Source organism: Microbulbifer taiwanensis, assembly GCF_014904815.1.
Classification (GTDB): Bacteria; Pseudomonadota; Gammaproteobacteria; order Pseudomonadales; family Cellvibrionaceae; genus Microbulbifer; species Microbulbifer taiwanensis.
Map to the genome: position 1 here is coordinate 52,875 of NZ_JACZFR010000013.1, position 24,504 is coordinate 77,378.

Annotated in this window: 22 protein-coding genes; 17 read left to right on the forward strand and 5 right to left on the reverse strand. The window is 61.7% G+C overall.

The window, feature by feature from the left end; all coding sequences use genetic code 11:
- Positions 1 to 61: 61 nt before the first annotated feature.
- Positions 62 to 2,224 carry a TonB-dependent receptor family protein gene (locus IG627_RS04905; protein ID WP_193190555.1) on the reverse strand — a complete coding sequence of 721 codons (2,163 nt, stop codon included), beginning with the start codon at positions 2,222 to 2,224 and terminating at the stop codon, positions 62 to 64.
- 239 nt (positions 2,225 to 2,463) lie between these two features.
- On the opposite strand from IG627_RS04905, the gene IG627_RS04910 reads away from it, so the two are divergent.
- Together IG627_RS04910 and IG627_RS04915 are read left to right on the forward strand one after the other, a co-directional pair.
- On the forward strand, positions 2,464 to 2,907 hold the full coding sequence (locus tag IG627_RS04910) for a GNAT family N-acetyltransferase (RefSeq protein ID WP_193190556.1): 444 nt from the start codon (positions 2,464 to 2,466) through the stop codon (positions 2,905 to 2,907).
- Positions 2,908 to 3,051: 144 nt separating this feature from the next.
- Positions 3,052 to 3,732 carry a phosphoadenosine phosphosulfate reductase domain-containing protein gene (locus IG627_RS04915; RefSeq protein ID WP_193190558.1) on the forward strand — a complete coding sequence of 227 codons (681 nt, stop codon included), beginning with the start codon at positions 3,052 to 3,054 and terminating at the stop codon, positions 3,730 to 3,732.
- A 77-nt stretch (positions 3,733 to 3,809) separates the two neighbouring features.
- Here IG627_RS04915 and gyrB read toward each other — a convergent pair whose 3' ends face one another.
- The 4 genes from gyrB to dnaA form a co-directional block, all read right to left on the reverse strand.
- Positions 3,810 to 6,233, reverse strand: a complete 2,424-nt coding sequence (gyrB, locus tag IG627_RS04920) for a DNA topoisomerase (ATP-hydrolyzing) subunit B (protein ID WP_193190560.1) — start codon at positions 6,231 to 6,233, stop codon at positions 3,810 to 3,812.
- 18 nt (positions 6,234 to 6,251) lie between these two features.
- Positions 6,252 to 7,373 (reverse strand): DNA replication/repair protein RecF, encoded by a 1,122-nt coding sequence (gene recF / locus IG627_RS04925; RefSeq protein WP_193190562.1) that lies wholly within the window; start codon positions 7,371 to 7,373, stop codon positions 6,252 to 6,254.
- 125 nt (positions 7,374 to 7,498) lie between these two features.
- The gene (dnaN, locus tag IG627_RS04930) at positions 7,499 to 8,605 is read right to left on the reverse strand and encodes a DNA polymerase III subunit beta (protein ID WP_193190564.1); all 1,107 of its coding nucleotides are present in this window, start codon (positions 8,603 to 8,605) and stop codon (positions 7,499 to 7,501) included.
- A 74-nt stretch (positions 8,606 to 8,679) separates the two neighbouring features.
- Positions 8,680 to 10,191, reverse strand: a complete 1,512-nt coding sequence (gene dnaA, locus IG627_RS04935; RefSeq protein ID WP_193190566.1) for a chromosomal replication initiator protein DnaA — start codon at positions 10,189 to 10,191, stop codon at positions 8,680 to 8,682.
- A 526-nt stretch (positions 10,192 to 10,717) separates the two neighbouring features.
- Here dnaA and rpmH point away from each other — a divergent pair.
- From rpmH to atpA, 15 genes are all read left to right on the forward strand, one after another.
- Positions 10,718 to 10,852, forward strand: coding sequence for a 50S ribosomal protein L34 (rpmH, locus tag IG627_RS04940; RefSeq protein WP_020413885.1), 135 nt, complete (start codon positions 10,718 to 10,720; stop codon positions 10,850 to 10,852).
- A 28-nt stretch (positions 10,853 to 10,880) separates the two neighbouring features.
- Complete coding sequence (rnpA, locus tag IG627_RS04945) at positions 10,881 to 11,282, forward strand: ribonuclease P protein component (protein WP_193190568.1); 402 nt, start codon at positions 10,881 to 10,883, stop codon at positions 11,280 to 11,282.
- A complete protein-coding gene (gene yidD / locus IG627_RS04950; RefSeq protein WP_319024502.1) occupies positions 11,279 to 11,515 on the forward strand; it encodes a membrane protein insertion efficiency factor YidD in 237 nt (78 codons plus the stop codon). Before rnpA ends, yidD begins: the two co-directional genes overlap by 4 nt.
- A gap of 4 nt (positions 11,516 to 11,519) precedes the next feature.
- Entirely contained in the window at positions 11,520 to 13,181 is a 1,662-nt protein-coding gene (gene yidC, locus IG627_RS04955) for a membrane protein insertase YidC (protein ID WP_193190571.1), read from the forward strand.
- Positions 13,182 to 13,256: 75 nt separating this feature from the next.
- A complete protein-coding gene (gene mnmE, locus IG627_RS04960; protein WP_193190573.1) occupies positions 13,257 to 14,633 on the forward strand; it encodes a tRNA uridine-5-carboxymethylaminomethyl(34) synthesis GTPase MnmE in 1,377 nt (458 codons plus the stop codon).
- Positions 14,634 to 15,311: 678 nt separating this feature from the next.
- On the forward strand, positions 15,312 to 17,201 hold the full coding sequence (gene mnmG, locus IG627_RS04965) for a tRNA uridine-5-carboxymethylaminomethyl(34) synthesis enzyme MnmG (RefSeq protein ID WP_193190575.1): 1,890 nt from the start codon (positions 15,312 to 15,314) through the stop codon (positions 17,199 to 17,201).
- A 51-nt stretch (positions 17,202 to 17,252) separates the two neighbouring features.
- Positions 17,253 to 17,888 carry a 16S rRNA (guanine(527)-N(7))-methyltransferase RsmG gene (rsmG, locus tag IG627_RS04970; RefSeq protein ID WP_193190577.1) on the forward strand — a complete coding sequence of 212 codons (636 nt, stop codon included), beginning with the start codon at positions 17,253 to 17,255 and terminating at the stop codon, positions 17,886 to 17,888.
- A 186-nt stretch (positions 17,889 to 18,074) separates the two neighbouring features.
- Positions 18,075 to 18,875 (forward strand): ParA family protein, encoded by an 801-nt coding sequence (locus IG627_RS04975; RefSeq protein WP_193190579.1) that lies wholly within the window; start codon positions 18,075 to 18,077, stop codon positions 18,873 to 18,875.
- A gap of 11 nt (positions 18,876 to 18,886) precedes the next feature.
- Positions 18,887 to 19,786 (forward strand): ParB/RepB/Spo0J family partition protein, encoded by a 900-nt coding sequence (locus IG627_RS04980; protein WP_193190581.1) that lies wholly within the window; start codon positions 18,887 to 18,889, stop codon positions 19,784 to 19,786.
- Between the two features lie 245 nt (positions 19,787 to 20,031).
- Positions 20,032 to 20,391 carry an ATP synthase subunit I gene (locus IG627_RS04985; RefSeq protein ID WP_319024503.1) on the forward strand — a complete coding sequence of 120 codons (360 nt, stop codon included), beginning with the start codon at positions 20,032 to 20,034 and terminating at the stop codon, positions 20,389 to 20,391.
- Between the two features lie 74 nt (positions 20,392 to 20,465).
- Entirely contained in the window at positions 20,466 to 21,392 is a 927-nt protein-coding gene (gene atpB / locus IG627_RS04990) for a F0F1 ATP synthase subunit A (RefSeq protein ID WP_193190585.1), read from the forward strand.
- Between the two features lie 67 nt (positions 21,393 to 21,459).
- A complete protein-coding gene (gene atpE, locus IG627_RS04995; RefSeq protein ID WP_193190586.1) occupies positions 21,460 to 21,705 on the forward strand; it encodes a F0F1 ATP synthase subunit C in 246 nt (81 codons plus the stop codon).
- 72 nt (positions 21,706 to 21,777) lie between these two features.
- Positions 21,778 to 22,248, forward strand: a complete 471-nt coding sequence (locus IG627_RS05000; RefSeq protein ID WP_193190588.1) for a F0F1 ATP synthase subunit B — start codon at positions 21,778 to 21,780, stop codon at positions 22,246 to 22,248.
- Between the two features lie 12 nt (positions 22,249 to 22,260).
- Positions 22,261 to 22,797 (forward strand): F0F1 ATP synthase subunit delta, encoded by a 537-nt coding sequence (locus tag IG627_RS05005; RefSeq protein WP_193190591.1) that lies wholly within the window; start codon positions 22,261 to 22,263, stop codon positions 22,795 to 22,797.
- Positions 22,798 to 22,848: 51 nt separating this feature from the next.
- The gene (gene atpA / locus IG627_RS05010; RefSeq protein ID WP_193190593.1) at positions 22,849 to 24,393 is read left to right on the forward strand and encodes a F0F1 ATP synthase subunit alpha; all 1,545 of its coding nucleotides are present in this window, start codon (positions 22,849 to 22,851) and stop codon (positions 24,391 to 24,393) included.
- The last annotated feature ends 111 nt before the right edge of the window (positions 24,394 to 24,504 follow it).

Consider the following 24,504-nt stretch of genomic DNA (forward strand, 5'->3'; position numbering starts at 1 on the left):
GGACAAAGAAAGGCCGCGGGTTCTGCCCGCGGCCTTTTTCGTTTGCCTATGGCGACAGGGATCAGAAGACGAACTTCATACCCAGAGTCGCGGTGCGCGGGCGGTTGGCGCGGGCGCCGTCCGGACCGCGGTTGACGATCACCTGCTCGTCGAACAGGTTGTCCACCTTCAGGTAGGCACTCAGATCCTGGCTGAAGTCATAGTGGGCGGCCGCGTCCCAAACCCACAGGGACTCGGTGTAGTCGAAGCGATCGGTGCCGCCGCGGTTACACTCGGTGTTAACACACATCTCGTCCTGGTAGGCGGCGGTCAGGTTGACGCGCCAGGCGGCACCGCTGTCCAGGCTCGCGGACAGGGCGAAGACGTTTTCCGGCAGGTAGGCGAAGTTGTCGCCAGCCAGTTTATCGCCGTCGTCGCTGTCCTCGGTGGTCTCGGCGTCCGTATAGGTGTAACTGGCGCGCAGCGGCATATTCCAGCCATTTGTGAGCGCCCACTCAGTACCGAAGGACGCCTCCAGCCCCTTGATTTCCGCCTCACCCAACTGGAAGGTGCCGCTGTCTGCGCCATTGTCGCAGGGCACGGCCACGGAGCAGTTCTGCACCGCATTCTCATAATCGCTGAAGAAGGCGATCACTTCGCCGAACAGGTTGCCGCCATTGAAGCGCGCGCCCCACTCGTAGTTGGTGGATAGTTCCGGGCCGAAACCGTCCTGGGAGCCGGCGCCGGGAGGGGCGAAGCCGCGGTGCACACCGGCCAGCAGACTCCACGTTTCGCTGACGTCATAGACCAGGCCCAGACCCGGCAGCCACTCATCCACCTGGTTTTCCGCTTTTGCGCCCTTGATGGTGCGCTCTGGGTCGTCGTAGCGCTGTTCGCTGAGTTCCACGTCCTCGTAGCGCAGCGTGGCGGTCAGCGTCAGCTGTTCCGACAGCTGGATATCGTCGTAGATAAAGAAGGAGGTCGCGTTCGCCTCGCCGACTCGGTTGTTGCTGGCATTGGGCAGTGACTTGTCGACAAACGACAGCTGGCCGTCGATCTGCTGGTAGTTCTCCGTCGGCTGGTAGCGGTCCACCTCGTCCCAGTGGCTGCGCAGGCCCACGGTCAGTTCGTGGGAAACACCGCCGGTGGCCAGCTGCCAGTCACCGCTGACCTGCAGGCCACGCGCCTCATACTGGCGGTTATTGTGCTTGATGCCGAAGTCGTAGTCCGCCTCGCCATCCAGTACCGCCTGGGCGAAGGTGTCGCCACCGTTGGCAGCGGCGATCAGGTCGCCTTCGCTGGCCTTGAACCAGTCGCGCTTGAACTTGTTGTAGTAGGCCTGGGTGTTCAGGGTGAAGCTGTCGCTCAGCTGGATGCTGTGGTTCAGCTGCACAGTGCTGTGGCGGTTCTGCATCTCGTCTTCGGCGGAGATGCCGTAGCGGCGATTCGGGTCGCGGTCGAAGTCGGCGTCGGTCAGGCCCAGGTAGCTCATGCCGGACTCCTCTTCGGAGTACTGCAATTTGATATCCAGCTGCTGGCGATAGGTGGCGTCAGCAGCCGAGTTGATGCGCCCCTTGAGCAGGTAGTCTTCCTTGGCAATATCGGCGCTGTCGGCGCGGTCGATATCGCGGAAACCGTCGGCCCGCTGCTGGTGGGTTTCCAGCAACCAGCCGGTGTTTTCGGTGCTGGCGCCGTAGTAGCTGTGCAGGCGGTTCTCGCCGAACTGGCCGGCCTCCAGCTGCACCATGCCCTCAGCGGCTTGCGGGATCGGTGTGCTCAGCATATTGACCGCGCCGCCGACGGTGAAGGGACCGTACTTCAAGGTGCCCGGACCCTTCAGTACTTCGATACCTTCGAGACGGCCCGCGGTGGGGGAGTAGTAGGCCTCGGGTGCAGAGTAAGGCGCCGGGGCTATCAGCACACCGTCTTCCATCAGCGAGATCTTGCCGGAGCGGCCGCCGCTGGCACCGCGTATACCGATATTCGGGCGCAGGCCGTAGCCGTCCTCCTCAGTGATGTAGACACCCGGTACCGAGCGCACCATGCGGTTGATATCGACGAACTCGAACCTGGCCAGTTGATCCGCGTCGATCAGGTGCGCCGAACCGGGCAACTCGGCAATGGTCTCGGCGTCGCCGATCACGGAGATTGTTTCCAGTTGCGTTTCGCTTTCCTGGGCAATAACCGGTGCAGCCGCCGCGGCAGCCAGGGCCAGGGCGAGAGGCGACAGGGAGAAAGATTTCATGGATGCTCCTTGCATTATTAGATTGGGGTTACTTGATTGAATTTATTAATGAGAATGATTGTATTTTATCATTAATGAAAGTTTCTGCATTACAAATCTTTACGCTGATGGCGCGTCCGAACCTGGTCAGCCTCACCCTCTTATGAGCTCGGAAGGCACCCACCCTGATCTGGTACAGATTAGGAGTGGTGTGTTGTGCGGACTAGCATTGTGCGCAAGTGCTCACTAACGGTGCAGATATGATTCGAACAACAGAGCATGCGGACCTGGAGAGACTGGAGCAGTTGTGGCTCTATGCGATGAGCAGCGCCCACCCGGCGGTGCCGCGGCACTACTGGCGCGGTCGCGCGGCACAGGCGATCCTGCGCTGGCGCCGGGCGGACTGCAGTCTGGTTTACGTGGATGCCGGGGAGGAGATGGCCAAGGGCTTTGCCGTAGTGAGCCATGGTGACTGGCTGCAGTGTCTCTGTGTCAGCCCCGTGGTTACCGGGCGCGGTGTCGGCAGTGCGCTGATGGAGGCGGTCAAGCGCGACAGAGCGCAGTTGCAGACCTCTGTGTTGCAGGAGAACCTGGGTGCGCGCTACTTCCTGCAGCAGCACGGGTTTGTCGAGGTGGAGCGGCGGCCGTGCCGCGGGGCGGGGCAGAATCGCCTGTTGATGCGCTATGGCGGCAGTGCACTCTGAGCACGGCACAGCCGCCATCCGGCCGTGATGTGCCGGTCGACTTATAACCTTAGCTTATGGAATCACTTCTTTTTATTGTTTCTCTGTTGCGGCGACAGGGGTTAGCATGCTTTTCACCCTACTGATCCAACGCCTTGAGTTTTTATGGGACTTAACGCCAGCAACACCGCCATCCGCTCCTACCCGGCGCGCACCTTTCATCACGGTGCAGACCTGGAGGCGCTGAACCAGCGTTTCCGCGATGCCAAGCCGAGCGAGATAATGCAGTTCACCATCGAGCAGGCGGAGAATCCGGTGGTCTTCACCAATTTTCGCCCCCTGGCGGTGGCCTTCCTGCACCTGGTGACCCGCGCCAAGCCGGATATTCCGGTGATCTGGGTGGACCACGGCTACAACACCCCGGAAACCTATCGCCATATCGAGCGGGTGATCCGGGAGCTGGAGCTGAACCTCTTCACCTACTCGCCAAAGATGTCCGCGGCCCACTACAACGCCGTCTACGGCGGTATTCCGCCCCTGGATACGCCGGAGCACGATTTCTTCTCGCGCACTGTCAAGCTGGAGCCCTTCAACCGCGCAATGCAGGACCTTAAGCCGGACGTGTGGCTGAACGGTATCCGCCACGACCAGAACGCCCACCGCAAGAACCTGAATGTCTTCACCAAGGGCAATCACGGCACCATTCGCGTCGCGCCCATGTTCCACCTCAGCGAGCTGGATGTGGAGGAGTATGTGTACGAGAACGAGTTGCCGGACAACGACGTCTACTTCGACCCGACCAAGGGCGAAGAGCACCGCGAGTGCGGTCTGCTGCTGGAGAAGTAGCTCACCCGCCCAGCCACTGAATGACAAAACGGCCGCAGATGCGGCCGTTTTTTTGGGGATCTGGCAGACAAGCGGATTTACACGTCCAGGTTCTCCACCGCCAGCGCATTGCTCTCGATAAAGTCGCGGCGCGGCTCCACCTGGTCACCCATCAGGGTGGTGAAGATCTGGTCCGCTGCTATGGCATCCTCCACGGTGACCTGCAGCATGCGGCGGCTCTCCGCATTCATGGTGGTCTCCCACAGCTGTTCCGGGTTCATCTCCCCCAGCCCCTTGTAGCGCTGAATGCCGTAGCCGCGACGGCTCTCGTTCATCAGCCATTCCAGCGCCTCGGGAAAGCTGACAACCGGTTGCCTCTTCTCGCCACGCTGTATAAAGGCGCCCTCTTCCAACAGGTCCACCATCTTCTCGCCTAGCCTGCAGATGGCACCGTACTCGGCGGATTCGAAGAATTCATGGCTGAACTGGTAATCGCTGCCAACACCGTGGGCGACGACGTGAATATGCGGCAGGAAGAGGCCGCGCTCGGTATTTTCCTGCACACTGACCTGGTGGCGACGACCGCCGCCGTTGCCCTCCTCTTCCTCCAGCTTTTCCTGTAGGGCGACGCACCAGGTCTCCATCCTGTCCCGCGACTGCAGGTCTTCTACACCCAGGCTTGGCAGGTAGATCATGCTGCGCAGCACCTCTTCCGGATAGACGCGGGATAGCCGGTCGATGGTGGCCAGTACTGCGCGGTACTCACCCACCAGATTCTCCAGGGACTCGCCAGAAAGGCCGGGGGCCTCGGGATTGACGAACAGGCTGGCGCCCTCGAGGGCGGCGTTGGTCAGGAACTGGGTCAGGGCCGCCTCGTCCTTCAGGTACTGCTCCTGCTTGCCCTTGCTGACCTTGTACAGTGGTGGCTGGGCGATATAGATATGACCCCGCTCGATCAGCTCCGGCATCTGGCGGAAGAAGAAGGTCAGCAGCAGGGTGCGGATATGGGCGCCGTCCACATCGGCATCGGTCATGATGATGATGTGATGGTAGCGCAGCTTGTCCGGGTCGAACTCACTCTTGCCGATACCACAGCCCAGGGCGGTAATCAGGGTACCCACTTCGGCACTGGACAACATCTTGTCGAAGCGCGCCTTTTCCACATTCAGAATCTTGCCCTTCAGCGGCAGTATCGCCTGGGTGCGGCGGTCGCGCCCCTGTTTGGCGGAACCGCCGGCGGAGTCACCCTCCACCAGGTAGAGTTCGGACTTGGCCGGATCCTTCTCCTGGCAGTCTGCCAGCTTGCCCGGCAGACCGGCGATATCCAGGGCGCCCTTGCGCCGGGTCATCTCGCGCGCCTTGCGCGCTGCTTCGCGGGCGCGGGCGGCATCGATCATCTTGCCGACCACCGCCTTGGCCTCCTGTGGGTTCTCCAGCAGGTAGTCGTTGAAATGGTGCCCCATCTCCTGCTCCACGGCCGGCTTCACCTCCGAGGACACCAGTTTGTCCTTGGTCTGGGAGGAGAACTTCGGGTCAGGCACCTTGACCGAGATGATGGCAGTCAGGCCCTCGCGGGCATCGTCACCGGTGGTGCTGACTTTGTCCTTTTTGCCCACCCCTTCCTTCTCTATGTAGTTGTTCAGACCGCGGGTCAGGGCGGCGCGGAAGCCAGCCAGGTGGGTGCCGCCGTCGCGCTGCGGGATATTGTTGGTGTAGCAGAAGATGTTTTCCTGGAAGCTGTCATTCCACTGCAGGGCCACTTCCACCGCAATACCGTCTTCGCGCTGACTCTGGAAGTGTAAAACCTTGTTGATCGGCGTCTTGTTCAGGTTCAGGAACTCGACGAAGGCACTCAATCCGCCCTCGTACTCGTAGATCTCCTCCTTACCGCTGCGCTCATCTTTCAGCAAGATACGCACGCCGGAATTCAGGAAGGACAGCTCGCGCAGGCGCTTGGCGAGGACATCGAAGTGGAATTCGATATTGGTAAAGGTGTCGGCGGACGGCTTGAAGTGCACGGTGGTGCCGGTGCTGTCCGTATCGCCGACTATGGCCAGTGGCGCCTGGGGCACGCCGCCGCGGTAGATCTGCTCGTGTACGTTGCCACCGCGACGAATGGTCAGTTTCAGCTCCTCGGAAAGGGCGTTGACGACGGAAACGCCTACCCCGTGCAGGCCGCCGGAAACCTTGTAGGTATTATCGTCGAACTTACCGCCGGCGTGGAGCACTGTCATGATCACCTCGGCAGCGGAGACGCCCTCTTCCGGGTGCAGCTCGGTGGGAATACCGCGACCATTGTCGGATACCGAGATCGACTCATCCGGATGGATGGTCACGCGAATCTCGTCGCAGTGCCCCGCCAGCGCTTCGTCGATGGAGTTGTCCACCACTTCGAAGACCATATGGTGCAGGCCGGTGCCGTCGTCTGTGTCGCCGATATACATTCCCGGGCGCTTGCGCACTGCGTCCAGGCCTTTCAACACCTTGATACTGCTGGAGTCATAGCTCTGCTGCTCTGACATTTACTCGCTCCATTCTACTTATTGCGCGGCCGACGATGGCTCGACGCTGATACACCCATGTTCCACGTGGAACATTCGCGGGCAATTCCAGGGAGACGGCAGCCGCAGCCAGGGTCGACTGGTGGTCTCCGCCTCGATTCCGGTCACCAGCACCTGGCTGGCACAGCGGCTCACCCAGTGGGCGAACAGCTCCTGATTGTTTGCATCCAGTTCTGACGGCAGGTCGTCCACCAGAAAAACCGGTTTGTCGCCATGCCGGCACACCAGCACCGCCATGGCGGTGCGCAGCGCGCAGACCAGCATCTTCTGCTGTCCGCGGGATAGGATACTTTGCGCCCCTTCACCACCGACGGAAAAACGCAGGTCCGCCCTGTGCGGCCCGATCCTTGTATGGCCCTGGGCCAGGTCGCCCTCACGGGACTCCTCCAGCGCCGCCTGCAGGTCCTGCTCCCGACGCCAGCCGCGGCGGTAGGATACCTCTACTCCGGCCAGCGGAGACTGCCGCAAGGCCTGGGGCAGCTCATCGAGCAGCAGTGTCATCACGGCTCGCAGCTGCTCAAACAGGGCAAAACGCAAACGGTCTACGCTATTACCACTCTCAGCGAGCCTCTGCTCCCAGACAGAGAGCAAATCGGGGGTAATTTTACCACGGCGCAGCAGCGCATTTCGCTGCCGCAGTGCCGATTGATAGTTTTTCCACGCCTGCGCGAAGGAATGTTCCACGTGGAACACTGTCCAGTCCAACAGGCGACGACGCACGCCGGGTCCCCCATCCAGGGCCGAGAAACTGTCACTATTGATCACCTGCAACGGCAGGCAGCTGGCCAGCTGAGAACTGGACTCTGCCGGCGCTCGATTGATACGGATGCGTCCGCTGCCGTCGCTGAGCCGCTCCACGCCGAGGCTATAACCACTGTCCAGCTGGGCAAACACGGTCAATCCGCCAGCCCCCTGCTGAATTACCGATTTGTGCTGGCGGGAACGGAAGGAGCGACCGGTGGCGAGCATATGGACCGCCTCCAGCAGGGAGGTTTTACCGCTGCCGTTGGAACCACAGAAAACGTTCACCCCGGTAGTCAAATCCAGTTCGGCGGAGGCGATATTGCGAAAATGACTCAGGGAGAGGTGGGTCAGGGCCAAGATCAAAGCCCCGCGGAAAGCGATCGGGCCGCAGAGGCCCGATATATACAGACTGCCGCCCCCCTCGGGGCGGCAGCTGGGCTACGGGTGTGGCTATAGCGCTGGGGGACGGGCACTGACGGTGGTCACAGGCGCATCGGCATAATCACATAGACAGCATCGCCCTCTTCCGGCTGCTGCAGCAGCGCGCTGCTGTTAGCGTCTGCCAGCCCGATACGGATCTGGTCGCTGTGAATGGCACCGGTCACATCCAGCAGATAGGAGACGTTGAAACCTATCTCCAGGGGCTCACCGACATAGTCGACCACCAGCTGTTCTTCCGCCTCCTCCTGCTCGGGGTTATTGGCGACAATCTGCAACAGCCCCTCGGAAACCTGCAGGCGCACACCGCGATACTTCTCGTTGGAAAGGATGGCGGCGCGGGAGAAAGCCTGGCGCAGAGCCTGGCGGTCGGCAAAGATCTCATTGCCGGTGGCGCGCGGCAGCACCCGCTCATAATCCGGAAACTTGCCGTCCACCAGCTTGGAAGTGAAGGTAAACTGGCCGCTGATCACACGGATATGGTTGTTGCCGAGCACCACCTCTGCCTGGGCATCGGTGTCATCCAGCAGGCGCCCCAACTCCAGCACACCCTTGCGCGGCACTATCGCCTGAATCGGCGACTCCACATTCAGGCCCGGCGCGTCGCGGTCGCACAGCGCCAGACGGTGGCCGTCGGTGGCCACGGCGCGCAGCTGTTGCGGGCGGCACTCCAGCAGCAGGCCGTTCAGGTAGTAGCGCACGTCCTGCTGGGCCATGGCGAAACCGGTGGCCTCTATCAGGCGGCGTATCTCGCGCTGGGAAATGGCAAAGCGGGTCTGCGCACTGGTCTCCTCCTGATTGGGGAAATCCGCTGCCGGCAGGGTGGAAAGCTGGAAACGGCTGCGGCCGCTGCGCAACACCAGGCGTTCGCCGTCGCGCTCAAACTTCAGCTCAGCACCATCCGGCAGGGAGCGGCAGATATCCAGCAGCTTGCGCGCCGGTACCGTTACCTCGCCCTCCATCTCCACTCCGTCCACCGGCAGGCGGCCGACTATCTCGACTTCCAGATCGGTGCCGGTGAGGGACAACTCCTGCCCCTGCAGCTGCATCAGCACATTGGCCAGCACCGGTAGTGTCTGGCGCTTCTCAACCACACCGGCGACCAGTTGCAGCGGCTTCAAAAGGGCGTCCCGGCTCACATTGAATTTCATCGGTAGTTTCGCCTTACTTTTCTATCGGTTAATCGTCGGTTGTCCGAATCTCTATTCTTCAGTTGCGGCAACCATCAGGTTGTGAGCGAGCGGGTCAGCAACTTCACGTCCTCGCGGATATCCGCGTCCGACTCCTGTAACTCGCGAATCTTACGGCAGGCGTGCAGCACCGTGGTGTGATCGCGCCCGCCAAATGCGTCGCCGATTTCCGGCAGACTGTGATTGGTCAGCTCCTTGGCCAGGGACATGGCCACCTGGCGCGGCCTCGCCACGGAGCGGCTGCGGCGCTTGGAGAGCAGGTCCGCCACCTTGATCTTGTAATACTCGGCCACCACACGCTGGATATTGTCCACACTGACCAGTCGATCCTGCAGTGCCAACAGGTCTTTCAGCGCCTCGCGCACCAGCAGATCGTCGATAGGTCGCCCGGTGAACTGGGCATTGGCGATGACCCGGCGCAGGGCGCCCTCCAGCTCGCGCACATTGGAGCGGATACGCTGGGCTATAAAGAAAGCGGAATCGTGGGGCAGGTCCACGCCCACCTGCTCCGCCTTTTTCATCAATATGGCCACCCGCGTCTCCAGCTCCGGCGGCTCCACCGCCACCGTCAGGCCCCAACCGAAGCGGGACTTTAGGCGCTCCTCGAGGCCGTCGATCTCCTTCGGGTAGCGATCGCAGGTGAGGATTATCTGCTGACCGCCCTCGAGCAATGCGTTGAAGGTGTGGAAGAACTCCTCCTGGGAGCGCTCCTTGCCGGCGAAAAACTGGATATCGTCAATCAGCAACGCGTCAACCGAGCGGTAGTAGCGCTTGAAATCGCTGATCGCATTCAGCTGCAGCGCCTTGACCATATCGGCGACAAAGCGCTCCGAGTGCAGGTAGACCACCTTGGCATTGGGGTTGCGCTCCAGAAGCGCATTGCCCACCGCGTGCATCAGGTGGGTCTTGCCCAGGCCGACACCACCGTAAATAAAGAGGGGGTTGTAAGCCCCCCCGGGGTTGTCGGCAATCTGCTGCGCGGCAGCCAGGCCCAGCTGGTTGGACTTGCCCTCGACGAAGGACTTAAAGGTAAAATTGCGATTCAGGGAGCTGCCGTGTTTGATGGCGCCCTCCACCTCGACATTGCGCGCCGGCTCGGGTGCCGGTCGCTGCGCGGGCGGTGCACGCAGGTCGGTCAGGGCCAGCTCACCGCTGGTTATCTGGTCGGCAGTCGCCTCTTCCGCGGCAGCCGGATGGGGCGTCCGCTGGGAGCCGCCAAAGCTGTTGCGGGAAACTGGCTGGGGGGGCGGCTGTACCGCCGCCGTGGCGGCGCGACTGCGCTGGAAGCGCGCCGGGCGCCGCTCGGTGATATCGAGCACCACCTGCAGCGGCTGCTCGCCGGAGCACTGGTGTACCAACTCGTGAATACGGTTGAGAAACTTGTCCCCGACCCAGTCCAGCACAAAGCGGTTGGGAGCCAACAGGCGCAACTCCCCCGCGGCACACGCAGGACTGACACGCAGCGGCCTGATCCAGGTATTGAACTGCTGTGCCGGCAGCTCATCCTGCAAACAGGTGGCACACTGCTTCCAAACGGATTCAGACAAGAAACCCCCTAAACCCCAAAAAAAGACCCGGAATATAAGGACGGCGAAACCGGCGCTCCACCTGGTGCCCGGGGCCATCGACAAGATCGGGGGAGTATACCTTTGCGCCGCCGGGTTATCCACAAGGAGCGCGGCTATTGTTGAAAAAAAACCGCAGAAAAGTGCCCAACAATCAAAGACTTGCACATAAAATAACCAGGAAGGGCGCTCCGGGGATGGCGGGTTATCCACAGCTTCTTGTGGGTATCTTGGGATCAATCGGTGGGCAGAAAGAAATACTGCCGTCCCCTCAACCACTTGGCGCGGCGGCGGCCAAAGTTAGTGCAGCGGGCGCCACTTAATCGCCAATTTCCCGGCGCCGCGCGTTGATTTCGCTGGTGCCTTTCTATACAATCCGCCGCCTTCGCAGCGCATTGCTCCGTCTGCACCGGGCCAGTACCGGCATCGGAGTCCAGGCCGCGGCCGGGCCCAACCCCGCAGGGGAAGCCCAAGATTTTCCGAATCCAAAGTCTCAGGTAGCAAGACAATGAAACGCACTTTTCAACCCAGCAACTTGAAGCGCAAGCGCACCCACGGTTTCCGCGCCCGCATGGCCACCAAGAACGGTCGCAAGATCCTCGCCCGTCGCCGCGCCAAAGGTCGCAAAGTACTGTCCGCATAAGATTCCCGCCTCTATCGGCAGCATCTCTATGCAACAGGCGCGCAGCGACTTCGGATTTGCCAAGCCGCTGCGCCTGTTGAGCGCGGCGCAGTACCGTGCGGTCTTCACCGCCAAACAACAGGTACGCGCCGCGCACCCCAATCTCCTGATTCTCGCCTGCCGCAACGATCTCGACCACCCGCGCCTGGGTCTGGTTATCGCCAAGAAGCACGTCCGCAACGCCAGCGACCGCAATCGTATCAAGCGCATTGCCCGCGAGACCTTCCGCCTGCGCCAACACGAATTGCCGGCCCTCGACGCCGTCGTTCTCGCGCGCCCCGGCTTGGCGGAACTGGACAAGGCCGCACTGGCCAGATTGTTGAACAAGCTGTGGCGCAAACTGGCAAACCGCGCCCAGCAGCCGCAACCTCCGGCGAAGAACAAGCCGTGACCCGCCTGGCGATCAAGCTGATACACCTCTACCGCTACCTGGCCAGCCCCTGGGTCGGCAACCAGTGCCGCTTTTACCCCAGCTGTTCCCATTATGCGGAAGAGGCATTAAAAACCCACGGATTCTTAAAGGGGGGTTATTTAAGCGGGCGGCGCCTTATAAAATGCCACCCCTGGCACCCCGGCGGTATGGACCCAGTCCCACCCGCCCGACAAAAAATCACTTCTAGGTAACAAGATGGATTGGCAACGCTATACGCTGCTGGGCGGCATAGTCGCAGTTGTTCTGGCACTGATATTCCAGTGGAATGAATTCAAAGAGCAGCACACCCCGGCACTGGACCGCGAGACAGTCATTCGCAGTGAAAGCCGGGGCACCGAAACGACTCCGCACGCCAATACCGGCGACAGCGACGTTCCGCAGCTGCAGTCCCAGACCGGCAGCGACCAGGGCGAGCAAAAAACCGGACGCCAGCTGATCAGCGTGACCACCGATGTGTTCGAGCTGCTGATCGATCCCCGCGGCGGCGATATCGTCAAGGTGGCACTGCGCAAGTTTGAGGAAGAACTGCACAGTCCGGACCGCCCGCTGATCCTGCTGAACCAGACCCGCGACCACACCTATATCGCCCAGAGCGGCCTGATCGGCCAGAACGGTACCGACAGCGCCGCCGGCCGCCCGCTGTTCACCGTTGCGCAGACACAATATGCACTGAGCGAGGGCAAAGACGCCCTGACCGTGGACCTGACCCTTCAGCAGCAGGGCGCCAATATCACCAAGCGTTTTACCTTTAACAGGGGCGACTACCTGATCAAGGTTTCCTACCTGGTAGACAACACCGGCGATACCCCCTGGTCAGCGGCCATGTTCGGCCAGATCAAGCGCGACGACCGCGAGCCGCCGGTGGATACCGGTATCGGCGTTTCGCCCTTCCTCGGTGCCGCAATTCACACCAGTGAAGAAAATTACTTCAAGCAGGATTTCGAGGACATCGCCGAAAAACCCACCCGCGAATCCGTCGAGGGCGGCTGGGTGGCCATGGTGCAGCACTACTTCCTCAGCGCCTGGGTGCCCCCCCAGGACGAGCGCAATACATTCGAGCTGAGGGAGTTGTCCAACGGGCTCTTCCGCATGGGATTCACCTCGCCGCAGGTGCAGATTCCCGCCGCCACCCAGGGCGAACTGAGCGCCTCCTTTTATGCGGGGCCAAAGGATGTCTACCGCCTGGAGGAGATATCCCCCTACCTGGACCTGACCGTCGACTACGGCTGGCTCTGGTGGATCGCCAAGCCACTGTTCCGCGTGCTGCACTTTATCCAGGAGCATATCGTCAGTAACTGGGGCTGGGCCATCATCCTGCTGACGGTGTTTATCAAGGCACTGCTGTTCCCGCTCTCTGCCGCCGGTACCAAATCCATGGCGCGCATGCGCAAGTTCGCGCCACAGATGAAGAAGCTGCAGGAACAGTACAAGGACAACCGGCAGAAGCTGGCGGAAGAGACCATGAAGCTCTACCGCCGCGAGAAGATCAACCCGATGGGCGGCTGCCTGCCGATACTGCTGCAGATGCCGGTGTTTATCGCTCTCTACTGGATGCTCACCGAGACAGTCGAACTCCGCCACGCGCCCTGGATACTGTGGATCCACGACCTGTCTGCGAAGGACCCCTACTTTATCCTGCCGGTACTGATGGGCGCCTCCATGTGGTTTATGCAGAAGCTGAACCCGCAGCCGACCGACCCGACCCAGGCGCGCATCATGCAACTGATGCCGGTGATGATGACCTTCTTCTTCCTCTGGTTCCCGGCCGGCCTGGTGCTTTACTGGATCGCCAACAACCTGATCACCATTGCGCAGACCTGGTATATCAACAAACAGGTGGATGCCGGCAAGGTCTGATACCAGCCATTTAAAAGAACAACAAAGGGGCCGCATTTGCGGCCCCTTTGCATTAGCCTCGAGTAAACTCAGCCAATGAACCAGTCAAACCCCAATCGCGACACCATCGCCGCCGTAGCCACAGCGCCGGGCCGCGGCGGTATCGGCGTTATCCGCCTCTCCGGACCCAGGGCCCCGGAAATAGCCCATGACATCTGCGGCGGGCGCGAGCTGACACCGCGCCAGGCCCACTACCGCGACTTTTTCCACGGCGAACAGCTGATCGACCAGGGCATCGCCCTCTTCTTTCCCGGCCCCAGTTCCTTTACCGGCGAGGACGTGGTGGAACTGCAGGGACACGGCGGCCCGGTGATCCTCGACCAGCTGCTACACGCCGCCATCCACCTGGGCGCGCGTCAGGCCCGCCCCGGCGAGTTTTCCGAGCGCGCCTACCTCAACGACAAGATGGATCTGGCCCAGGCAGAGGCGATTGCGGACCTGATCGACGCCGGCAGCGCCCAGGCGGCGCGCAATGCCATACGCTCACTGCAGGGGGTATTCTCCGAAAAAATCGAAGATTTGGTTGAAAATCTGACGCATCTGCGTATCTACGTCGAAGCATCCATCGATTTTCCTGAAGAAGAAATCGATTTCCTCGCCGACGGCAAGGTTTCCGCCGATCTGAGCGCCCTGCTGTCACAGCTGACTGCGGTGGAGGCCCAGGCGCGCCAGGGCAGCCTTATGCGCGAGGGGATGCGAGTCGCCATCGCCGGTCGCCCCAACGCCGGCAAGTCCAGCCTGCTGAACGCCCTCGCCGGCCGCGACGCCGCCATAGTCACCGATATCGCCGGCACCACCCGGGACATACTGCGCGAACATATCGATATCGACGGTATGCCGCTGCAGTTCGCCGACACCGCGGGTCTGCGCGACGCCCCGGACAGGGTCGAGCAGATCGGTATAGAGCGCGCCTGGGAGGAAATACGCCACGCGGACAGGGTCCTGCTGCTGGTGGATGCGCAGCAGGCCCGCTCACTGGATCCGGAACAGGCCTGGCCGGAGTTCACGGCTCAACTGCCCGACCCGGAAAAACTGACCCTGGTGCTGAACAAGATTGACCTGACCGACTACAGTGCCGGCCTGCAGGCCCACACCGACGGCGTGCCGGTGCTGGCCATCAGCGCCAGAACCGGCGCCGGACTGGAGGCGCTGAAAGAACACCTGAAACAGTGTATGGGCTACAGCGGCGCCGCCGAAGGCAATTTCAGCGCCCGCCGCCGCCACCTGGAGGCCCTGGCCCGGGCGCGCGCCTTTATCGAACAGGGCACCGCCCAGTTGCATGCCAGCGGCGCCGGCGAGCTACTGGCGGAAGACTTGCGCCAGGCCCAGCAGGCACTGGGAGAAATTACCGGCGCCGTCAGCGCAGATGAACTGCTCGGCAAGATCTTCGGCAGTTTCTGCATCGGCAAATAACCGCTTCCTCCCCGCGGAGATCCCCTGGCGGATCTCCCCTCCTCCCACTTTTCCAACACCCCACCGCAAGCGCCGCTCCGGGACAGCGAGACGCGGACGCTATTTCGTACCGGCAAACCCACCAGCTAACCACAAAAGTTGCGCACAGCTACTCACAGACATATCCAGAACGGGAGTTTTATACACAGGCAGTCCCCGCAAAACTCCAACCAACGCCAACAGCAAAAGGCCCCCGCCACTGCATGTGGATAAAAATGGGGGTAACCGCGCGAAGAACTGAGAGACGAAACGGGAATAACTTTGGCGCCAACCGATACCGGGCAAAGTTATCCCGTTGATCCACAGGCTCCTACCGCGGTTGCCCCTGTCCCGGCACAGGGGTTATCAGCAGTCTGTCACCGACTGTAAACCACTGATTTTAAATGATTTACTGGAGTTATACCGAAAATGAGGCTGCCCTAATAACAACAACCAATACAAAAACACTACCTATACAAGGAATGTATAAGTTAATTAGTTAGTAAAAGAGAAACGGGGTTTCTCCGATCTTGACAGGGGCGCGAAAAGATCCCGATCGCCCTATAGTTTGATCAGGCAAAATCCGGCAGGCGCCATTTGCTGAAAACTGCCAACTGCCTATAAAATGTGCGCCCTCTTTTACCGCCTGTGGCAACAGCTATGGATTTCCCCAAAACCTATGACGTGATAGTGATCGGCGGCGGCCACGCCGGCACCGAGGCCTCCCTCGCGGCCGCGCGCATGGGCGCCTCGACCCTGCTGTTGACCCATAACATAGAGACGCTGGGGCAGATGTCCTGTAATCCGGCCATCGGCGGTATCGGCAAGAGCCACCTGGTCAAGGAAGTGGACGCCCTCGGCGGAGCCATGGCCGAGGCCACGGATCTTGGCGGCATTCAGTTCCGCGTGCTCAATGCGCGCAAGGGCCCGGCGGTGCGCGCCACCCGCGCCCAGGCGGACCGCGCCCTTTACAGGTCCGCGATCCGCTCGATTCTGGAGCGGCAGCAGAACCTGGAGATATTCCAGCAGGCCGCCGACGACCTGATCGTCGAGGGGGAGCGGGTCGTCGGCGTGGTCACCAACGCCGGCGTGCGCTTCCGCGCCAGGACGGTGGTGATCACCGCCGGCACCTTTCTCGGCGGCCGTATCCATATCGGCCTCGACAGCCATTCCGGCGGCCGCGCCGGGGATCCACCGTCCATTGCCCTGGCCGAGCGGCTGCGCGAGCTGCCCTTCCGGGTCGAACGACTGAAAACCGGCACGCCGCCGCGTATCGATGCCCGCTCGGTGGATTTCTCCGGCCTCGAGGAGCAGTGGGGCGACACGCCGACGCCGGTCATGTCCTACCTGGGCTCGCGCGATCAGCACCCGCGCCAGGTTTGCTGCTGGATCACCCATACCAATGGCCGTACCCACGAGGTGATCCGCGGCGGCCTGGACCGATCGCCGATGTACTCCGGTGTGATCGAGGGCATAGGTCCGCGCTACTGCCCGTCCATCGAGGACAAGGTGCACCGCTTTGCCGACAAGGACAGCCACCAGATCTTTATCGAGCCGGAGGGGCTGACCACCAACGAGCTCTACCCCAACGGTATCTCCACCAGCCTGCCCTTCGACGTGCAGATTGCGCTGGTGCACTCGATCAGGGGCTTCGAGCGGGCGCATATCACCCGACCCGGCTACGCCATCGAATACGATTTCTTCGATCCCCGCGACCTGCTGCCTTCGCTGGAAACCAAATTCATTCAGGGGCTCTACTTCGCCGGCCAGATCAACGGCACCACCGGTTACGAGGAGGCCGCGGCCCAGGGGCTGTTGGCCGGTGCCAACGCGGCACTGCAGGCGCAGGAGCGCGACGCCTGGTCGCCGCGCCGCGACGAGGCCTACCTGGGCGTGCTGGTGGACGACCTGATCACCAGCGGTACCAGGGAGCCCTACCGCATGTTCACCAGCCGCGCCGAGTACCGGCTGCTGCTGCGCGAGGACAATGCCGACCTGCGCCTGACCGAAAAGGGCCGCGAGCTGGGACTGGTCGACGACACTCGCTGGGCCGCCTTCAGCGCCAAGCGCGAGGCCATTGCACTCGAAGAGCAGCGGCTGCGCGACACCTGGGTACACCCGCAGACGCCTCAGGCCGCCGCCGTCGAGACCAAACTGCCGCAGCCGCTGGCGCGGGAATACAGCCTGATGGACCTGTTGCGCCGCCCGGAACTCGGTTACGCCGATGTGGCGTCGCTGAAAGGCGAGACGGTGCAGGACGAGCGGGTAGCCGAGCAGGTGGAAATATCCGCCAAGTACGCCGGCTATATCGATCGTCAGCGCGAGGAGATCGAGCGGCTGCAGGCCTATGAGGACACGCCGATACCGGCGGACTTCGATTACAGCGAGGTGTCCGGCCTCTCCAGTGAGGTGAAGCAGAAGCTCGGCGATACCCGCCCAGATACGCTCGCGCGCGCGTCGCGTATTCCCGGGGTGACTCCGGCGGCCGTGTCGCTGCTGTTGATACAGTTGAAAAAGCGCGGACTGCTGACGCGCAAAAAAGCCGTTTAATCGGTGCGCACGGCGCGCCAATAACCGGGGGATCCCGCAATTTCTCTGCAGATGGAAGAATTCCGCCCGCGTCTCCTCGAAGCGGCCGCGAAGCTGTCGCTCGATCTGAGTGTCGGCCAACAGGACAAACTGCTGGAATACCTGGCGCTATTCGCCCGCTGGAACGCCGCCTACAACCTGTCGGCCATCCGCGACCCGCAGCAGATGCTCGAGCGGCATATCATCGACAGCCTGAGCGTGGTGAACCTGTGCGGCCATGACACAGACCCGTTGATCGATGTCGGCAGCGGCGGTGGCCTGCCCGGCATTCCGCTGGCGATAGTGCACCCTGAGCGGCGGATCACCCTGCTCGACAGCAACGGCAAGAAGACCCGCTTCCTGTTCCAGGTGGCCAGCACCCTGCCCCTGCCCAACGTGCAGGTGGTCAACGAGCGGGTGGAGGAGTTCGAGCCGGCACAGAAGTTCGCCGGAGTGGTTTCGAGGGCCTTCGCTTCCATCGAGGATATGGTGCGCGGAAGTGAGCACTTGCTAACTCGCACCGGTAGATTTTACGCTATGAAGGGCAAGCTGCCGGAAGATGAGTTGAGCGCACTTCCAAAAGGGATTAAGGTCGAGCGGGTGCACCCCCTGTCTGTACCGGGTTGCGACGCGGATCGCCACCTTATCGTTCTCTGCCGCGATGCCTGACGCGACGGCCCAAAGCAAAAGAGGCCCGCGACAGCCTGGCGTAGATCCCGCATTTGAGAATCAGTTTTTGCAAGACCAGCGCACTCCCTGATCAAGGAGAAGAGTGCCCATTGATGCCGGCTTTCCGCGGCGAAACTCGAAAAGCATCGGGGAGAGCGCTTTTCGGGAGAACAAAGGACAAGTACCTTGAGCAAGATATTTGCTGTGGCCAACCAGAAAGGTGGCGTGGGCAAGACCACCACCTGCGTCAACCTGGCCGCATCCCTGGTCGCCAACAAGCGCCGGGTTCTTCTGATCGACCTCGACCCCCAGGGCAATGCCACCATGGGCAGCGGCGTGGACAAGAGCGAGCTGCAGCTGTCCAGCTACGATGTGCTGGCCACCGATCTGCCGGCGCGCAAGGCGATAGTCGCCACACAAAGCGGCTATGACCTGATGCCCGCCAACGGCGACCTGTCCGCCGCCGAGGTGGAGCTGCTGGAGATGGACGGCCGCGAGTCACGCCTGCGCCGCGCCCTGCGCGAAATCGGTGGCGAATACGACTATATCGTCGTCGACTGCCCGCCATCCCTGAATATGCTGACGGTCAACGCTCTCTGTGCCGCCCACGGCGTACTGATCCCAATGCAGTGCGAATACTATGCGCTGGAGGGGTTGTCGGCGCTGATCGACACCATCACCCAGATTCAGCGCGCCGCCAACCCGGAGCTGAAGATCGAGGGCATACTGCGCACCATGTACGACCCGCGCAACAGCCTGACCAGCGACGTGTCCGAACAGTTGTCCGAGTACTTTGGCGAGCGCCTCTACCGCACCTGCATTCCGCGCAATGTGCGCCTGGCGGAGGCGCCCAGTTTCGGCAAGCCGGCACTGGAATACGACCGCCACTCCAAGGGCGCCATCGCCTACCTGGCGCTGGCCGGTGAAATGACCCGTCGCCACGCCGCCAACCAGAGTTCCAACCGCCCTGTGGCGGAAGCGGTTTAAGAGGTAATTATATGGCCGCCAAACGCAAGGGCCTGGGCCGGGGCCTTTCCCACCTGATCAGTGACAACGCCAGCGAAGCCATCGCCGTCGCTACCGGCGAGGGCGCAGCCAAGGCCGGGGACGGCGAACTGCGCGAACTGCCGATCGAGTTCCTGCAGCGTGGCCGCTACCAGCCGCGCCGCGACTTCCCGCAGGAGTCCCTGCAGGAGCTGGCCGACTCCATCCGCGCCCAGGGCATCATGCAGCCGATCGTGGTGCGCCCGGTCGGCGAGCAAAAGTATGAAATCATCGCCGGTGAGCGCCGCTGGCGCGCCGCACAGCTGGCGGAGCTGGACCGGGTGCCGGCGCTGGTGCGCGAGGTGCCGGACGAGGCCGCCATCGCCATGGCGCTGATCGAGAATATTCAGCGCGAAGACCTGAATCCCATCGAGGAGGCCGCGGCACTCAAGCGCCTGCAGGACGAGTTCCAGCTGACCCAGCAGGAAGTGGCCGACGCGGTGGGCAAGTCCCGCAGTGCGGTGACCAACCTGTTGCGCTTGTTGAGCCTGACCGAAGAGGTGCGCACTTTCCTCGAGCGCGGCGACCTGGAACTGGGCCACGCCAAGGCCCTGCTCGGCCTCGCCGGTGAGACCCAGCGCGCCACCGCGCGCCAGGTGGTCGAGCGCGGCCTGACGGTGCGCCAGACGGAGGCGCTGGTGCGCCGCCTGCAGCAGCAGGCGCAAAACCCGAGTCCGGCCAAGCCCAAGGAGGATCCGAATATCCGTCGCCTGACCGAGCGCCTGGCGGATAAGATCGGCGTACCGGTGTCGATCGACCACAACGACAGGGGAGTCGGCAAGCTGGTACTCAAGTACAGCAGCCTGGATGAGCTGGACGGCATTCTCGCCCACCTGGGTTACAGCGAGGACTGACCTTATCCGCCCCGGAGCGGGAAAAACATGCGCCTTTTTGGCGCGCAAAGTCCCGGTTGGCGAATACTTACTACGCCGACTATTTGCCGGAAAAAACCATCGAAATTTAAACAACTTGGCGACATTTGCCGGTTGAACCGGCGATGCGGTTGCTCCTATAATTCGCACGCCCAAAAATTGGGCGGAAAGCGCACAATAACCTGAGCAATCTGGGTCGGCTTGTCCCACCTATGACAAAACCCCCGGTGTTAGTAATAGCCGCGGTACAGCTGGTGCTGGTATCGGTGGCGGGTGCGGTATTGCACTTTAGTGGCAGGCCGGTAGTGGCGCTCTCCGTAGTGATCGGCGGCGCCCTGTGTGCGCTGCCGAATGCATATTTCGGCCTGCGCGCCTTTCAGGGCGGTCCGCGTGAACGCGGCGCGCGGGCGGCGGATCGGGTACTGCAGAACTTCTACCGTGGAGAAACGGGCAAGTTCCTACTCACCCTGGTGGGCTTTGCCGCGGTGTTCGCGATGGTAAAACCGCTGAACCCGGCGGCCCTGTTTGTCAGCTACGGCCTCTGCGTAATCGTGCAGTGGGTACTGGTAGCGCGCCTGGTGCGTTGAAGCCCTTTATTGAAAGGAAGGCTCCGCAGACCGGCGCAGAAAAGAATTCATACTTTTACGATTGTTGAGGAACTATGGCAGGCGAAGCTCAGACCGCTACGGATTATATCCAACACCACCTGCAGAACATGGCGTACGGCAAGCTGCCGGCGGGCTACACCCGCGCCGACGGTACAGTTCTGTCCGAACCCACCTGGACCCTGGCCCACTCCTCGCAGGAAGCGACGGATATGGGCTTCTGGGCTGTCCACCTGGATACCCTCGGCTGGTCCGTCGGCCTGGGCCTGCTGTTCTGCTTCCTGTTTGCCCGCGCCGCCAGAAAGGCAACTCCGGGCGTGCCTGGTGGCTTCCAGAGCTTCGTCGAGCTGGTCACTGATTTCATCGACAAGCTGGTCAAGGAGACCTTCCCGCACCGCAATGCCATGGTCGCCCCCATGGCGCTGACCATTTTCGTGTGGGTCTTCCTGATGAACCTGATGGACCTGATTCCGGTGGACTGGCTGCCGATGGCCGCGGCCAAGGTGTCCGGCAACGATCACCTCTTCTTCAAAGTCGTGCCGACCACCGACCCCAATGCCACCCTGGGTATGGCCCTGGCGGTATTCGCACTGATGATCTTCTTCAGCATTAAGGAAAAGGGGCCCATCGGCTTTATCAAGGAGCTGACCCTGCACCCCTTCCACACCGGCAAGTGGTACTTCGATATTCTGCTGATCCCGTTCAACTTCCTGCTGGAAGCGGTATCCCTGATCGCCAAGCCCATCTCCCTCGGCCTGCGTCTGTTCGGCAACCTCTACGCGGGCGAGATGATCTTTATCCTGATCGCGATCGTATTCGGTGTCGGTGTACTCGGTTTCCTCGGTGCGGCGCTGATGCATATGGGCTGGGCCATCTTCCACGTGCTGGTAATCACGCTTCAGGCGTTTGTGTTCATGGTGCTGACCACCGTGTACATGGCCATGGCGCACCATCGCGACGAAGAGCATGAGCACGATCAATAAGTTTTTGTACGTTTAACCCTTTACTCAACCTTTACAACAACTCTCAACCTTTAATTTGGAGAAAACAATGGAAGCATTAGGTCTGGTTTACATCGCGGCGGCTCTGCTGATCGGTCTGGGCGCACTGGGTACTGCCATCGGTTTTGGCACCCTGGGCGGCAAGCTGCTGGAAGGTTCTGCGCGTCAGCCGGAACAGGCTCCGGCTCTGCAGGGCAAAATGTTCCTGATGGCGGGCCTGCTCGACGCCGTTCCGATGATCGGTGTTGGTATCGCCATGTACCTGATCTTCGCCGTAGCTCCTGGTCTGGCGTAATTACACCGTTCCAATTGCCCTTAACCCCCAAAGTTCTTTTTTTATGAAGAGCAAAGAGCAAGAGGTGTCGGTGTGAATATCAACCTGACTCTAATCGGCCAGTCGATTACGTTTCTGTTTTTCGTCTGGTTCTGCTGGAAGTTCGTCTGGCCACCGCTGCTGGGCGTGATGCAGGAGCGCGAGAAGAAAATCGCCACCGGTCTCGAAGAGGCCGAGCGCGCAGGCAAGGACCTGGAGCTGGCGCGCCGCAAGGCCGCTGACCAGCTGAAGGAAGCCAAAGAACAGGCCGCAGAAATCATTGACGGCGCCAACAAGCGCGCCAACCAGATTGTCGATGAAGCCAAGCAGGCCGCACACGCCGAGGGCGATCGCCTGAAGGCGGCGGCCAAGGCAGAAATTGACCAGGAAGTGAACCGCGCCAAGGAACAGCTGCGCAGCCGTGTGGCCGCCCTGTCTGTTGCCGGTGCGGAGAAGATCCTGTCGGTCAATATCGATGCCAAGGTGCACGACGACCTGATCGAAAAACTGGCAGCCGAGCTGTAAGCGAGGAACCCCATGGCGGAACTCAGCACCCTGGCCCGGCCCTACGCCAAAGCGGCATTCAGCTATGCGCAGCAAGCCTCCGACCTGAAAGGTTGGGGCGCTGCGCTGGCCACTGCGGCGGCGGTCAGCCAGAGCGAAAAAGTGCGTGAGCTGCTGGAGAATCCGCAGCTCACCAGCGACGAGCGCGCAGACAAATTCCTGTCGATCTGTTCAGACGATCTCAGCGATTCCGGTAAAAACTTTATCCGGCTGCTGGCGGAAAATCACCGCCTGCAGCTGTTGCCGGAAATCTCCACGCTGTTTGAAGAGCTGAAGGCGCAGGCGGAAGCCACCCTGGATGTGGAAGTTGTAGCCGCGCGTGCCCTAAGTGACGCGCAGGCGCAGCAGTTGACCCAGGCGCTCAGCAAGAAGTTTGAACGGGAAGTGCACCTGCACAGCTCGGTGGACGCGAGTCTGCTTGGCGGCGCGATCATTCGCGCTGGTGACACTGTCATCGATGGCACTGTGCGCGGCCGACTGGCCAAGCTCGCCGAGGCGATGAACTCCTAAATTACCTTCCCGGCACACCGACAGGTCTGCCGGGAATTCGAGGAACAGAGCATGCAGCAACTGAATCCCTCCGAGATCAGTGAAATCATCAAGAGCCGCATCGAGAGTCTCGATGTGAGCACCCAGGCCCAGAACGAGGGCACCATCGTATCCGTTTCCGACGGCATCATCCGCATCCACGGCCTGGCCGACGTGATGTACGGTGAGATGATCGAGTTCGAGGGCGGCATCTACGGTATGGCGCTGAACCTGGAGCGCGACTCCGTGGGCGCGGTTATCCTGGGCGACTACAAATCCCTGGCCGAAGGCCAGAAGTGCCGTTGCACCGGCCGCATTCTGGAGACCCCGGTGGGCCCGGAACTGCTGGGCCGCGTAGTGGACGCACTGGGCAACCCGATCGACGGCAAGGGCCCGCTGAACAACAAACTGACCGACGCGGTGGAAAAAGTAGCGCCCGGCGTTATCGCTCGTCAGTCTGTTGACCAGCCGGTACAGACCGGTCTGAAGGCGATCGACACCATGATCCCGATCGGCCGCGGCCAGCGCGAGCTGATCATCGGCGACCGCCAGATCGGTAAGACCGCGGTGGCCATCGACGCCATCATCAACCAGAAAGGCACCGGCATTAAGTGTATCTATGTTGCCGTGGGCCAGAAGCAGTCCTCCATCGCCAACGTGGTGCGCAAGCTGGAAGAGCACGGCGCCATGGACCACACCATCGTGGTTGCCGCAGGCGCCGCCGGCCCCGCCCCCCCGCAGGTCCCGGCCCCCCACCGCCGCGGGGCCCAAGGCGGGGGCGTCCCCGGCCCCGCGGAAGATGCCCTGATCATCTACGACGACCTGACCAAGCAGGCCTGGGCCTACCGCCAGATCTCCCTGCTGCTGAAGCGCCCGCCGGGCCGCGAAGCCTACCCGGGTGACGTCTTCTACCTGCACTCCCGTCTGCTGGAGCGCGCCGCGCGCGTCAACGCCGACTACGTCGAGAAATTCACCAACGGTGAAGTGAAAGGCAAGACCGGCTCCCTGACCGCCCTGCCGATCATCGAGACCCAGGCCGGCGACGTATCCGCGTTTGTACCGACCAACGTGATCTCCATTACCGACGGCCAGATCTTCCTCGAGACGGATCTGTTCAACGCCGGTGTGCGCCCGGCCATCAACCCGGGTATCTCCGTATCCCGCGTGGGTGGTGCGGCCCAGACCAAGGTGATCAAGAAGCTGTCTGGCGGTATCCGTACTGCCCTGGCCCAGTACCGCGAACTGGCGGCCTTCTCCCAGTTTGCCTCCGACCTGGACGAGGCCACCAAGGCCCAGCTGGACCACGGTGAGCGCGTTACCGAGCTGATGAAGCAGAAGCAGTACTCGCCGCTGTCCATCGCGGACATGGCTGTTTCCGTTTACGCCGCCGACAAGGGTTACCTGAAAGACGTGGAAGTCGCCAAGGTGCTCGACTTCGAATCCGCCCTGCTCGCTTACATGAACAGCGAACACGCAGAGCTGATGGAGAAGGTGAACAGCACCGGCAATTACAACGACGAAATCGACGCCGCCTTCAAGGCCGCCATCGAGAAATTCGTCGCCACTGGTAGCTGGTAAGGAAATCCCTGGAAACCCTGTTGTAGGAGCGGCCCGTGGCCGCGATCAGTGTCCGGAAGTCGGATCGGAGCCATGTCGTTCTGCGGGCCACGGAGGTGGCTCGGTACCTTG